At 73.0% G+C, this 12,681-nt stretch carries 13 protein-coding genes; 8 read left to right on the top strand and 5 right to left on the bottom strand.

Annotated features, from left to right (window positions below; translation table 11 throughout):
• Positions 1-549: 549 nt before the first annotated feature.
• Together ND486_RS26555 and ND486_RS29970 are read right to left on the bottom strand one after the other, a co-directional pair.
• A complete protein-coding gene (locus tag ND486_RS26555; RefSeq protein WP_251787078.1) occupies positions 550-1,917 on the bottom strand; it encodes an FAD-dependent monooxygenase in 1,368 nt (455 codons plus the stop codon).
• Between the two features lie 269 nt (positions 1,918-2,186).
• On the bottom strand, positions 2,187-2,834 hold the full coding sequence (locus tag ND486_RS29970; RefSeq protein WP_251787077.1) for a hypothetical protein: 648 nt from the start codon (positions 2,832-2,834) through the stop codon (positions 2,187-2,189).
• 39 nt (positions 2,835-2,873) lie between these two features.
• On the opposite strand from ND486_RS29970, the gene ND486_RS29965 reads away from it, so the two are divergent.
• Positions 2,874-3,833, top strand: a complete 960-nt coding sequence (locus ND486_RS29965; RefSeq protein ID WP_251787076.1) for a Dyp-type peroxidase — start codon at positions 2,874-2,876, stop codon at positions 3,831-3,833.
• A gap of 62 nt (positions 3,834-3,895) precedes the next feature.
• Here the strand turns inward: ND486_RS29965 and ND486_RS26540 are convergent, their stop codons facing one another.
• Both ND486_RS26540 and ND486_RS26535 read right to left on the bottom strand, forming a co-directional pair.
• Positions 3,896-4,339, bottom strand: a complete 444-nt coding sequence (locus tag ND486_RS26540) for an OsmC family peroxiredoxin (protein WP_251787075.1) — start codon at positions 4,337-4,339, stop codon at positions 3,896-3,898.
• 102 nt (positions 4,340-4,441) lie between these two features.
• Entirely contained in the window at positions 4,442-4,963 is a 522-nt protein-coding gene (locus ND486_RS26535; protein ID WP_168172174.1) for a L,D-transpeptidase, read from the bottom strand.
• A 341-nt stretch (positions 4,964-5,304) separates the two neighbouring features.
• On the opposite strand from ND486_RS26535, the gene glmU reads away from it, so the two are divergent.
• Together glmU and ND486_RS26525 are read left to right on the top strand one after the other, a co-directional pair.
• Complete coding sequence (glmU, locus tag ND486_RS26530) at positions 5,305-6,789, top strand: bifunctional UDP-N-acetylglucosamine diphosphorylase/glucosamine-1-phosphate N-acetyltransferase GlmU (RefSeq protein ID WP_251787082.1); 1,485 nt, start codon at positions 5,305-5,307, stop codon at positions 6,787-6,789.
• A complete protein-coding gene (locus tag ND486_RS26525; RefSeq protein WP_062400231.1) occupies positions 6,786-7,766 on the top strand; it encodes a ribose-phosphate diphosphokinase in 981 nt (326 codons plus the stop codon). The genes glmU and ND486_RS26525 overlap by 4 nt, the downstream gene beginning before the upstream one ends.
• Before the next feature lie 62 nt (positions 7,767-7,828).
• Here the strand turns inward: ND486_RS26525 and ND486_RS26520 are convergent, their stop codons facing one another.
• Positions 7,829-8,314 carry a MarR family transcriptional regulator gene (locus tag ND486_RS26520; RefSeq protein WP_251787074.1) on the bottom strand — a complete coding sequence of 162 codons (486 nt, stop codon included), beginning with the start codon at positions 8,312-8,314 and terminating at the stop codon, positions 7,829-7,831.
• Positions 8,315-8,386: 72 nt separating this feature from the next.
• Between ND486_RS26520 and ND486_RS26515 the strand changes: the two genes are divergently transcribed.
• The 5 genes from ND486_RS26515 (at position 8,387) to pth (ending at position 12,672) form a co-directional block, all read left to right on the top strand.
• Entirely contained in the window at positions 8,387-9,484 is a 1,098-nt protein-coding gene (locus ND486_RS26515; RefSeq protein ID WP_251787073.1) for a substrate-binding domain-containing protein, read from the top strand.
• Positions 9,485-9,581: 97 nt separating this feature from the next.
• A complete protein-coding gene (locus ND486_RS26510; RefSeq protein WP_062400225.1) occupies positions 9,582-9,866 on the top strand; it encodes a zinc ribbon domain-containing protein in 285 nt (94 codons plus the stop codon).
• Positions 9,867-9,943: 77 nt separating this feature from the next.
• Positions 9,944-11,197, top strand: a complete 1,254-nt coding sequence (gene fmdA / locus ND486_RS26505) for a formamidase (protein ID WP_178374498.1) — start codon at positions 9,944-9,946, stop codon at positions 11,195-11,197.
• Positions 11,198-11,383: 186 nt separating this feature from the next.
• A complete protein-coding gene (locus ND486_RS26500) occupies positions 11,384-12,082 on the top strand; it encodes a 50S ribosomal protein L25/general stress protein Ctc (protein ID WP_251787072.1) in 699 nt (232 codons plus the stop codon).
• Positions 12,079-12,672, top strand: a complete 594-nt coding sequence (gene pth / locus ND486_RS26495) for an aminoacyl-tRNA hydrolase (RefSeq protein ID WP_062400221.1) — start codon at positions 12,079-12,081, stop codon at positions 12,670-12,672. The genes ND486_RS26500 and pth overlap by 4 nt, the downstream gene beginning before the upstream one ends.
• Positions 12,673-12,681: the final 9 nt, after the last annotated feature.

Below are 12,681 nucleotides of genomic sequence, written 5' to 3'. Positions count from 1 at the left end.
GGCCCCATCACTGACATGCCCTCGCCGGGCGGGCAGATCTCCGGGATGGTGGGCGTGCCATCCCGCCGACCTCCCTCCGGGCTACCACACGGACAACCGTGGGCGGGGCTTGACGACGTCGGCCGGCGGTTGCATCGAGGACCGCCCACGGCCGCCCGCGCGGTCGGCTTGCAGCAGGTCGACGGGATGGCACTGGCAAGCGGGCAGGCACAGCCTGACATCACCAACCGACATCAGTCAGCGAGCCCTGAGCCGGTCCACCGCGGACTGCCCTGGACGAACCCCGCGCGGTGACCTGCCGAGACATGTGTCGACTCCGACCGCGGCCAGGATTTTGGTTCCGATGGTCCAGGTTCGAATCCTGGCGGCGGAGCAGGCTGCTGACATGGGAACGGCCCGGCAGGGTCTCCCCCGTCCGGGCCGCACACCGCTCCCGGCATCCGGCTCCGACATCGACCGCCCTCGCCGAGCAGGCCGTCGTGTGCGCGACCGGCCGGCGCCCCGCCTCGTCGGGGACGTGCTGCGCGCAGGTGTCCATCGCGACGCCGGTCACGGCGACGGCTCCGCAGTCCGGTTGCGTGGGCCGCGCGTGGAGCGGAGCCGGTGGCGGAGAATGCGGGCCAGGGTGTGCGGACGCAGCAGCGCCGTCGGCTCGGCACGCATCATCATGATGTCCCCGAACGTCCTGGCCACGACCGGATCCGACGTCGCGGCATCGTGGCCCGCGTAGATGAAGCGGTCCCGGAGGCGGGCCGGCAGCGACCGCCGCTTCCTCGAACCCACCGACGCCAACTTCATGTCCTCCGCCGTGGCGAGGCTCCACGGACCCGCGACGATGTCCGCCACCAGGTCGCGGAAATCCCGTTCCAGGTTCTCGGGACCACGCCGGAGGCAGTCACGCAGAGCGAGCGCTTCCAGCGCACTGACCGACATTCCTTGGCCGTAGATCGGATTGAAGGCGCACACCGCGTCCCCGGCGACCAGGAGGCCCTGTGGCCACGCGCGGAGCTTCTCGTAGTGGCGACGGCGGCTCGTCGGCGTGCGATAGGCACTGATGTCCGACAGTGGCTCGGATTCGACGATCGCGTCATGGAGCTGACGGTCCGGCAGATCGCGCGCCCACCGGAGAAAGCCCTCCTCGTCCGACGGAGGGTACGCACCGGCGCCGCCACCGATGCTGACGGCGCACTCCCCGTTCTCGACGGGAAGGAGGACCCCGAACCTGTTGTTGACCCCGGGCCGGAGATTGATGATCATGGCGTCCCACGACGCGGTGGGCGAGGCGGGGCGTCGATACCAGCGACTCGCGTAGCCGATCCCGGTCTCGATCGTCGTCTCCGGCGCGCTCGGGAACCCGGCCTCGGTGAGCCATCTGGGCATCGAGGATCGCCGTCCGGTCGCGTCCACGACCAGATCGGCATACAGAGACCGGGCCGCGCCGCCGTCGGCCTCGCCGGCGCGCACCGACACTCCGGTCACACGGGAGACGGCCTGCGCGACGAGCAGCCCCGTCACCCGGTGCCCGTCGAGGAAGTCCACGGTGGGACGGCTCCGAACGCGTGACCGGATGTGCCCCTCCAGCAGCAGCCGACTGACGCCGAGGAACGTCTCCCCTTCCGCCTCGACATCGGTGAAGGGTCCGGCCGGACCGACCACGCGCGTCCCCCGACCGGGCCCCATGCGGGCCGGCGCGACGGCCGCTCCCGCCGCGACCAGCTCCGACCGCAGTCCGGGGAGCAGGTCCTCGAGAGCGTCGGCGCCTCGGGTGAGCAGCACGTGTGCGTGCTCCGACTGCGGCACTCCTCGGCGATGCCCGCTCCTGCCGTCGAGCACGTCCGGCTCCACGACCGTGACTCGCCTGAAGGTGTCGGCCAGCACGTGAGCGATCAGCAGACCACCCACACCGGCCCCGGCCACGACCGCGTGATCCCTGTTCATCGAGCTTCGCCCCCATGCACCCCGAGTGGATAGTCGAACTCACCGTAACAGCGATACGGATAGTTCAGCTACCCGTATTCGCGTCCGCCCTCGCTCCCCGGGTCGTCGTCGTCACGGGAGCAGCCGACCTCGGACCCCACGGGCAGCAGGCAGGAGACCGGAGGCCGGAGCAGCACCGACAGCGCCGGTGGAGAGGTCACCGGCATCCGCATCACCCTCGCGACCGGCGGACCGGGGCCCGGCCCGGGTCACGGAGTGGCGAGGAACCCGGCGACGGCGGCGGCCAGCCCGTCCAGGAAAGCCCGGTGGTGGAGCCCGGCCGCCGGGCGCTCCCCCGGCGGCAGCTCGGTCATGGCGACGTCGAAGTGCCCGACGCCCTCGTGCACGGTGACCGTCACCGGCCCGGGCGCGGCGCGCAGCAGCTCCGTCGACGACGGCGGCGTCACCGTGTCCGACGCCCCGACGTGCACCGCGACCGGCACCGTCACGGCCGCGAGCGCGCCGGGCGCGGCGAACCAGCCCACCGGCGGCGCGATCGCGACGAGCCGGGACACCCGGGGCTCGGCGGGCACCGCGAGCTCCGCGCCGTCGCGGGTGCACGGGCGGGCACCGGCGAGGCAGAGCGCCGCCCACCCACCGATCGAGTGCCCCACCGCGACGACGGGCAGTGTGTCGCGGTCGGGGTGTGCCGCGAGCGCGTCGTGCAGCAGACCGACCCGCGTCCGCAGCTGCCCGGGCGTCACGGTCCCCGGCGTGAACCGTTCCGCGGGCGGGGCGAGGACGTCCCAGCCGGCGTCGCGCAGCGCACCGGTCAGCGTGGTGTAGCGGCCGGGGTCGCCGCCCGCCCCGGGGCCGAACAGGACGATGCCGCGGTGCCGGGAGGGCGGGGTCGTCACGGCCCCACCGTAGCCACGGGGTCGCTACGCTCCGGCGGTGTGACCCAGGCGACCGAACGCGCAGTCCCACCACCGGAGCCCCAGGACGTCACCGCCCCGCTCACCGCCGCGGCTGCCTTCCTCGTCCTGCGGGTGGGCGACGGGCCGGACTCCGACGCCGGGGTCCGGTCGACGCTCGCCGCGACCTCCGACCTCGTCAGGAACGTCCGCATCGGCGCCGACGGGGCGGCGTTCCACTGCACCGTCGGGATCGGGCACCGGGTGTGGGAACGGGCCGTCGGCGGGCCGCCGCCGCGCGAGCTCTCACCGTTCCGCGAGATCACCGGCGCGAGCCACACCGCCGTCGCCACCGAGGGGGACCTGCTCTACCACCTGCGGGCGGACACCACGGACCTGATCGTGCGGTTCGAGATGATGCTGCTGGACGCCTTCGGCGACACCGTCACCACCGTCGACGAGACCGCCGGCTTCCGCTACCGGCACGGCCGGGACCTGCTCGACTTCGCCGACGGGACGGCCAACCCGGACGGGGCGGGCCTCCCGGCCGCGACCCTGGTCGGCGAGGAGGACCCGGCACACGCCGGCGGCAGCTACGTCGTCGTGCAGAGGTACCTGCACGACATGGCCGCCTGGCGCGGGCGGAGCGTGGCCACCCAGGAGGAGATCGTCGGGCGGACCAAGTTCGACGGGGTGGAGCTGCCGGACGCCGAGGAGGGCCAGAAGTCGCACAAGACGCTGTGCACGATCACCGACGACGACGGCGTCGAGCACGACATCCTGCGGGACAACATGCCGTTCGCCGCGCCGGGACGGGGCGAGTACGGCACCTACTTCATCGGCTACAGCCGGCACCTGTGGGTGGTCGAGACGATGCTGCGGCGGATGTTCGTCGGCGACCCGCCGCCGTTGCACGACCGCATCCTCGACTACTCGACCCCGACGACGGGCTGCACGTTCTTCGTGCCGTCGCGGACGGTGCTGGACGGGCTCGACGGCTGACCCCGGGACACGACGACGCCCCCGACCGGGATCCGGTCGAGGGCGTCGCGACGTGCCGGGTATCAGCTCTCCAGCGCGGCGTCCAGCGTGATCTCGACGCCGGTCAGCGCCTTCGACACGGGGCAGCCGGCCTTGGCGGCCTCCGCGGCCTTGGCGAAGCCGTCGGCGTCGAGTCCGGTGACCTCACCGCGCACCGTCAGCGTGATGCCGGTCAGCTTGAAGCCGCCGTTGTCCTTGTCCGGGCCGAGGGAGACGTCGGCCGAGACATCGAGGGACTCGGGGGTCCCACCCGCCTCGGCGATGTTCGCCGAGAGCTGCATCGCGTAGCAGGCGGAGTGCGCCGCGGCGATGAGCTCCTCCGGGCTGGTGGTGCCACCGGCGTCGTCCGCGGCGCGCTTGGGGAAGCTGACCTCGTAGGTACCGACCTTGGAGCTGGACAGCTCGACCTGGCCGGATCCCTGCTCCAGAGAGCCGTTCCATGCGGTGCGGGCGCTGCGCGTGGGCATCGTTACCTCCGTGTCGTGGGGACCGATTTTGCACAACCGATCACTCGGCAGTCTTCTCCGCCCCAGCCGTTCCCGCCACCCCGGACCGCGAAACGCCTCCGGTCACTGCGGGATGTTGGTGACCTCGACCCGGTCGCCGACCTGCAGCGAGTTGAACCAGCGCTCGGCGTTCGCGCGGGACAGCCGGACGCAGCCCGCGGACTCGGTCTCGGTGTTGCCCTCGTGGAAGGCGATGCCGCCGGGGGCGAAGAAGACCGCGAACGGCATCGGTGCGTTGTTGAACTCCGCGCTGCGGTGGTCCTTGTTCTTCCACTGGACCTGGAAGACGCCGGCCGGGGTGCGCTGGCCCTTCTTCCCGAACGACGCCGGGACCGGCCCGGCCTCGATCCTCCCGTCGCGGATCAGCCACGCCGTGCTGTTCGCGAGGTCCACGCAGGCGCGCGCGGCCGCCGAGCAGGGCGTCCCCTCGGCGCGACCCGGGCCGCCCCGGTCGGACTCCGTCGGCGCCGCGGACGCGGTCCCGATCATCCCGGCGGTCAGCCCGGCCAGCACCAGGGCCACCACCGTGGCCAGGACCGTCATCACCCGGGGCCGCCGACGGCGTCCCTCGACCTCGCGCGTCATCGCACTCCGCTCATCATCGCGGACGGTGACCGGCCGGTCACCGTCGTCTGAACGGTGGAACGAGACCGGCACCCGACCGGTTACCACCCGAAGGGTTGATCTTGGGTTTACGGCGGCGTCACCGCGGGCGCGACGGGCCCGCCGGGTCACCCGGGGCCGTCCCCGTACGATGCCGTACCGGCACGGCGCGCCCCGCGTCCTCCGCCCGGCACGGGCGGCGAGTCCGGCAGGAGGAACCGAACATGCCCGAACCCGACCGGGCCGGCACCGGTGACCGACCGGCACCCGGATCCGCGACGGTCGCAGCCGGCATCGTCCTCGCGGCGGGCGCGGGTTCGCGGATGCGGTCGTCGACGCCGAAGGTGCTCCACGAGCTGGGCGGGCGCAGCATGCTCGGCCACGCGGTGCACGCACTGGCCGGTACCGCCCCCGAGCACCTCGTGGTCGTCGTCGGACACGAGCGCGAGCGGGTGGAGCAGGCCGTCGACGGCATCTCCGCCGCCCTCGGGCGCACCGTCACCACCGCCGTCCAGGAGCAGCGCCTCGGCACCGGCGACGCGGTCCGCAGCGGCCTCACCCCGCTCCCCGCGGACCTGACCGGCACCGTCCTGGTCACCTACGGCGACGTCCCGCTGCTCGACACCGCGACCCTGTCCGCGCTGGTCACCGAGCACGCCGACCACGGCGCCGCGGTCACCCTGCTGACCTGCGAGGTCGCCGACCCCACCGGCTACGGCCGGATCGTGCGCACCGCCGACGGAGCCGTCACCGGGATCGTCGAGCAGACCGACGCGACACCGGAGCAGCGTGCCATCGCCGAGGTCAACTCCGGCGTCTACGCCTTCGACGCCGCGTTCCTGCGCGCGGGCATCGCGGGCCTGGCCGCGCACAACGCCCAGCAGGAGCTCTACCTCACCGACCTGGTCGCCGCCGCCGTCGCCGCGGACCGCACGGTGCACGCCGTCCGCTGCGACGACGAGTGGCGCGTGCGCGGCGTGAACGACCGCGTCCAGCTCGCCGAGCTCGGCGCGGAGCTGAACCGCCGCGTGCTGCGGGAGTGGATGCTGGCCGGGGTCACCGTGGTCGACCCCGCCACCACCCGGGTCGACGTCGGCGTGCGGCTCGCGCGCGACGTCGTCCTGCACCCGGGCACCCAGCTGCACGGCGCGTGCGAGGTCGACGAGGCCGCGGTGATCGGGCCCGACACCACGCTGACCGACACCGTCGTCGGGGCCGGCGCGAGCGTCGTCCGCACCCACGGGTCGGAGTCCCGGATCGGGCCCGGCGCCTCGGTCGGGCCGTTCGCCTACCTGCGCCCGGGCGCCGTCCTCGGCGAGCGCGGCAAGATCGGCACGTTCGTCGAGGTCAAGAACTCCGACATCGGCGCGGGCACCAAGGTCCCGCACCTGACCTACGTCGGGGACGCGACGATCGGCGAGATGAGCAACATCGGCGCCTCGTCGGTGTTCGTCAACTACGACGGCGTCCGCAAGCAGCGGACCGTCGTCGGATCCCACGTGAGGACCGGGTCGGACACCATGTTCATCGCCCCGGTCACGGTCGGGGACGGCGCCTACACCGGCGCCGGAACCGTGCTCCGCGACGACGTCCCGCCGGGGGCGCTCGCGGTGTCGGGTGGAGCACAGCGCACCATCGAGGGGTGGGTGCCGCGCAAGCGGCCCGGCACCCCGGCCGCCGAGGCGGCACAGCGGGCGGGCAGCGACCCGTCCACGAACGGCACGACCAGCAACGACGGCGCAGGTCACACCACCTCCGCCGGTACGACGGACCCGAGAGACCTCAGCCGAGGAGGCACCGCACGGTGAGCGCGATCGCAGGCACTCCCAAGAAGAACATGATGCTGTTCTCGGGGAGGGCGCACCCGGAGCTCGCCGAGCACGTGGCGAAGGAGCTCGACGTCACGGTCACCCCGCAGTCCGCCTACTCCTTCGCGAACGGTGAGATCTTCTGCCGCTTCGAGGAGTCGGTCCGCGGGAGCGACGCGTTCGTGATCCAGGCGCACTCCGCCCCGATCAACGACGCGATCATGGAGCAGCTGATCATGGTCGACGCGCTCAAGCGCGGGTCGGCCAAGCGGATCACCGCGGTCATGCCGTTCTGGGGCTACGCCCGTCAGGACAAGAAGCACCGCGGCCGCGAGCCCATCTCGGCCCGCCTCGTCGCGGACATGTTCAAGACCGCCGGTGCCGACCGGATCCTGACCGTGGACCTGCACACGTCGCAGATCCAGGGCTTCTTCGACGGCCCCGTCGACCACCTGTTCGCGCTGCCGGTGCTCGCCCAGCACATCAAGAGCACCCGGCCGACCGACAACTTCGCGGTCGTCTCCCCCGACTCCGGCCGGGTGCGCCTGGCCGAGCGCTGGGCCGAGACCCTCGGCGGGACCCCGCTGGCGTTCATCCACAAGACCCGCGACCCGCGCAAGCCGAACGAGGCCGTCGCGAACCGGGTCGTCGGTGAGATCGAGGGCCGCTGCTGCGTCGTCATCGACGACATGATCGACACCGGTGGCACCGTCGCGAAGGCGGTCGAGGTGCTCCTCAAGGAGGGCGCCTCGGACGTGATCGTGGCCGCCACCCACGGCGTGCTGTCCGGCCCGGCCACCGAGCGCCTCGCGAACTGCGGCGCGTCGGAGGTCATCTTCACCGACTCGCTGCCGATCCCGGCCGAGAAGCGGTTCGACAGCATGACCGTGCTGCCGATCGCCCCGCTGCTGGCCGAGGCGATCCACCAGGTGTTCGAGGACGGCTCGGTCACGAGCCTGTTCGACGGCAACGCCTGAGCACTCCGCACGTCCGCCGACGGCGTCCCACCCGCGGGTGGGGCGCCGTCGGTCGTTCCGCCTCAGCCCTCGGTCGTGGCGAGCCGCGCCAGGCCCGGCGCCCCGGCCCGCCCGGTGGCGTCCTGCAGTCGCCGCAGCACGTCGTCGAACAGGGCGGCGTCGGAACCCAGCAGGTCCCGGTAGCGGTCCAGCACCCCGGCCGCCGCGGCGTCCCAGTCCGCGAGTGCCGCGCGGCCCCGCCCGGTGGCGACGACGAGCACCCGGCGCCGGTCGACGACGTCGGGCCTGCGGTGCACGAGGTTCGCCGCGGTCATCCGGTCCACGAGCTTGGTCGCCCGCGGCGCCAGCAGCAGCGCGTGCTCGGCGACCACGCTCATCGTGCAGCCGCCGCGCGAGGCGAGCAGGCCGAGCACCCGCCACTGGTCGACGTCGGACCCGCAGCCGCGCAGGGCGTCGTCGAGCTCCTGGTCCAGCGTCCGGCCCACCGCGCAGAGCAGGCGCAGCGACTCGTCCCCGGACGGCCGCACGTGCTCCGCGGGCTCCGACATGAGCGCATCGTAACCGGACGTTTTCCGACGAGGCGCTAGGTGGGCGACGCCACGATGGATAGCGTCACCTGCATGACTCCGTTCCCGGACCCCGGGCGCGCGACGGCGGTGCCGGCGCGCGGGAGCGAGGTGCTGAACGTGGCGCTGGTCGTCCCGCTGCAGGGTCCGGCGGGCATCTTCGGCCCGTCCTGCGAGACCTGCGCGACGCTGGCCGCCGAGGAGGTCAACGCCGCGGGCGGGGTGCTCGGCCGGGAGCTGAACCTGGTGCCGGTCGACGGCGGCGCGCCACCCGCCGTCGTCGCCGCGGAGCTCGACGCGCTGGTCAGTGCCGGCGCCGTGGACGCGGTCACCGGCTGGCACATCTCGGCGGTCCGCGAGGCCGTCGCGCCCCGGATCCGCGGGCGGGTGCCCTACGCCTACACCGCCCTGTACGAGGGCGGCGAGCAGCGACCGGGGCTGTTCCTGACCGGGGAGACCCCGGACCTGCAGCTGGGCCCGTCGCTGAGCTGGTTCGCCGAGGCCGCCGGGGTGCGCCGCTGGACGATCGTCGGCGACGACTACGTGTGGCCGCGCCGGTCCGCGCAGGTCGCGGCCGAGCACCTGCGCCGGATCGGCGGGACGGTCTGCGACGAGATGTACGTCCCGCTGGGCACCGAGGACTTCTCGCGCGTGCTGCGCCGGGTCGAGGCGAGCGGCTGCGACGCCGTCCTGATGCTGCTGATCGGCAACGACGCCGTCGAGTTCAACCGGGCGTTCTGCGCCCTCGGGCTGGACCGGGAGATCCTGCGGTTCAGCTCGCTGATCGAGGAGAACGTGCTGCTCGCCTCGGGGCCGGAGAACACCCGCGGCCTGCTCACCTCGGCCGGCTACTTCGAGGACCTGGCGACCGCGTCGGGGCTGGACTTCGCGGCCGCGCACGCCCACCGCTTCGGCCCGGACGCGCCGGTGCTCAACAGCCTCGGCGAGTCCTGCTACGAGGGCGTCCGGCTGCTGACCGAGCTCATGCGCCGGGCCGGGTCGCCGGAGGTCCCGGCGATGACCGCGGTGGCCGAGGGGCTGGCCTACGAGAGCCCGCGCGGGACCGTCGAGGTGCACGGGCGGCACCTGCGCCAGCAGGTGTTCCTCGCCGTCGCCGACGGGGTGGCCTGGGACGTCGTCCAGCAACTCTGACGGGTGCGTTGACACCCCGGCCCGTCGGTCGTACTTTCCCAGGAAAATATTTCCTCGGATGCATGTCGGGTCGCCCGGCGTGCCGGGAGGTACGACCGTGGCGCTCTACGTCTACCGGTGCGGGGCCGACGGCCCCGTCGAGGAACGGCACCCGATCGGCAGCGCCCCCGCGACGGCGCGCTGCCCCACCTGCGGGGAGCAGTCCCCGCGCGTCATCACCGCACCGATGCTCGGCCTCGCCGACCGCGGCCGGATGGCCCTGATCGACCGCACCACGGCCACCGCCCACGAACCGCAGGTCGTCTCCGCCCCACCGCCGCGCCCGCTGCGCCCCGGCGGGCCGCCGCTGCACCCCGCCACCCGCGGTCTGCCGCGGCCCTGACCGCGTCGCACCGCCCCGCCCCGACCGCTGCACCCCGTCCGCCCCGCCCGCGTCCGCACCGACCCCGGGAGTGTCCGATGCCCAGGAACGTCTTCCCCCTCGACAGCACCAAGACCTTCACCGACCAGCAGCTGACCGGCCACAACCGGTGGCACCCCGACATCCCGGCGCAGGTGCACGTCAAGCCCGGGGACACGTTCCGGGTCGACTGCCGCGAGTGGTTCGACGGCGCCATCCACAACGACGACTCCGCCGACGACATCCTGAACGCACCGCTCGCCGGGGTGCACGTGCTGTCCGGGCCGATCGCCGTCGAAGGGGCGCAGCCGGGTGACCTGCTGATCGTCGACATCCTCGACGTCGGCCCGATCCCGCAGGAGGACTCCGGGCCGCTGGCAGGCCAGGGCTGGGGCTACACCGGGGTGTTCGCCACCCGCAACGGCGGCGGCTTCCTCACCGAGCAGTTCCCCGACGCCTACAAGGTCATCTGGGACTTCCAGGGCGGGACGGCCACCTCCCGGCACGTCCCGGGGGTGTCGTTCACCGGGATCGTCCACCCCGGGCTGATGGGGACGGCGCCATCGCCCGAGCTGCTCGGCCGCTGGAACGCCCGCGAGCAGGCGCTGATCGACACCGACCCGGAGCGGGTGCCGCCGCTGGCCCTGCCGCCGAACCCGGACTCGGCGATCCTCGGCTCGCTGACCGGCGCCGACTTCGACCGGGCCGCCGCGGAGGCCGCGCGCACCGCACCGCCCCGGGAGAACGGGGGCAACCAGGACATCAAGAACCTCACCAAGGGCAGCCGGGTCTTCTACCCGGTGTTCGTCGACGGCGCGAACCTGTCGATGGGCGACCTGCACTTCTCCCAGGGCGACGGCGAGATCACCTTCTGCGGCGCGATCGAGATGGGCGGCTTCATCGACCTGCACGTCGACGTCATCAAGGGCGGCATGGCGACCTACGGCGTCTCCGAGAACGCGATCTTCGTACCGGGCAACACCGACCCGCAGTACAGCGAGTGGATCGCGTTCTCCGGCACCTCGGTCACCCTCGACGGCGAGCAGCGCTACCTCGACTCGCACCTGTCGTACCAGCGGGCCTGCCTGCACGCGATCGACTACCTGACGAACTTCGGCTACTCCCCGATCCAGGCCTACATGATCCTCGGGGCGGCGCCGATCGAGGGCAGGCTGTCCGGTGTGGTCGACATCCCGAACTCGTGCTCGACGGTCTACCTGCCGACCGGGATCTTCGACTTCGACGTCAAGCCGGGCAAGAACGGCCCGCACCGCATCGACCCGGGCCAGGGCGTCCCGCACTCGGCGGCCTGACCAGCGGGGTCCGTGGCCGTCCCGGGGGGCTGGCCCCGGCACGGCCACGGGCCTGGCGTACTCTTCTCGGCATCTCCGCGGCGAGGGCGGGTGCACTCTTGACCCGCCGTGATCGACGTGGGCCGATCCCGGTCGGCTCCTCGCCGCGCGCGCCTTCCACCGCAGACAGTTCGAGGAGCAGTTCCCGTGGCCCAGACCCGCATTCCCGCCGAGACCCGGACCGAGTTCGGCAAGGGCGCCGCCCGCCGCACCCGTCGCGCCGGCAAGATCCCCGCCGTCCTCTACGGCCACGGGACCGACCCCGTCCACCTGTCGCTGCCGTCGCTGCAGTTCGCCGCGGTCGTCCGCGAGCAGGGCCGCAACGCCGTGCTGGAGCTCGACGTCGACGGCAGCAGCCCGCAGCTCGCGCTGACCAAGACCGTGGTCGTGCACCCGCTGCGCCCCTACATCGAGCACGTCGACCTGCTCGTCATCAAGCGTGGCGAGAAGGTCGAGGTCGAGCTCGACGTCGTCGTCACCGGCGAGGCCGTCCCCGGCTCGCTGATCACCCAGGACCTCAACACCGTCCTGGTCGAGGCCGACGTGCTGAACATCCCGGAGAACATCGAGATCTCCGTGGAGGACGCCGAGATCGGCACCCAGTACTTCGCCAAGGACCTGAAGCTCCCCGGTGGCGTCGAGCTGCGCACCGACGAGGAGTACCTCGTCGTGCAGGTCGTCCCGGCCCCGACCGAGGAGGACCTCGAGGCCGAGATCGACACCGAGGGCGCCGGTGTGGTCGAGGAGCCGTCCGACGAGGAGCAGGCCGCCGACGCCGAGGCCGAGGGCGACTCCGCCGAGGGTTCCGCGGACTCCGAGGGCGACTCCGAGTCCTCCGACAAGTGAGCCCCGTGCCGGGGCCGGCCCTCGTCGTCGGACTCGGGAACCCGGGGCCGGACTACGAGGGCACCCGGCACAACGTCGGTACCCGCGTCGCCGCACTGCTGGCGACGCGGGCCGGCGCCGGCCGGTTCTCCGCGCACAAGCGGTCGAACTCCGACATCGCGCAGGGCCGGCTCGCCGGTCGCCCGGTGACCGTGGCCGTCCCCCGGACGTACATGAACCTCTCGGGCGGCCCGGTCGCCGGGCTGGTGCAGTACTTCTCGATCCCGCCGACCGAGGTGATCGTCGTCCACGACGAGCTGGACCTCGACTTCGGCGTGATCCGTCTCAAGCGCGGTGGTGGCGAGGGCGGGCACAACGGCCTGCGCTCGATCAGCAAGGCGCTCGGGACGAAGGACTACCTGCGCGTGCGGTTCGGCATCGGCCGCCCGCCGGGTCGTCAGGATCCGGCGGACTACGTGCTCAAGCGGTTCTCCGGCGTGGAGAACAAGGAGCTGGACCTCGGTCTGGACCTCGCCGCGGACGCCGCCGAGGCCCTGTTGTCCGAGGGCCTGGAGCCGGCGCAGAACCGGTTCCACCCGCTGTCGGGCTGAGCCCCGTCC

It is taken from the genome of Pseudonocardia sp. DR1-2, from assembly GCF_023717215.1.
Taxonomy (GTDB): domain Bacteria; phylum Actinomycetota; class Actinomycetes; order Mycobacteriales; family Pseudonocardiaceae; genus Pseudonocardia; species Pseudonocardia alni.
This window is presented reverse-complemented; position numbering and strand designations above follow the sequence as displayed.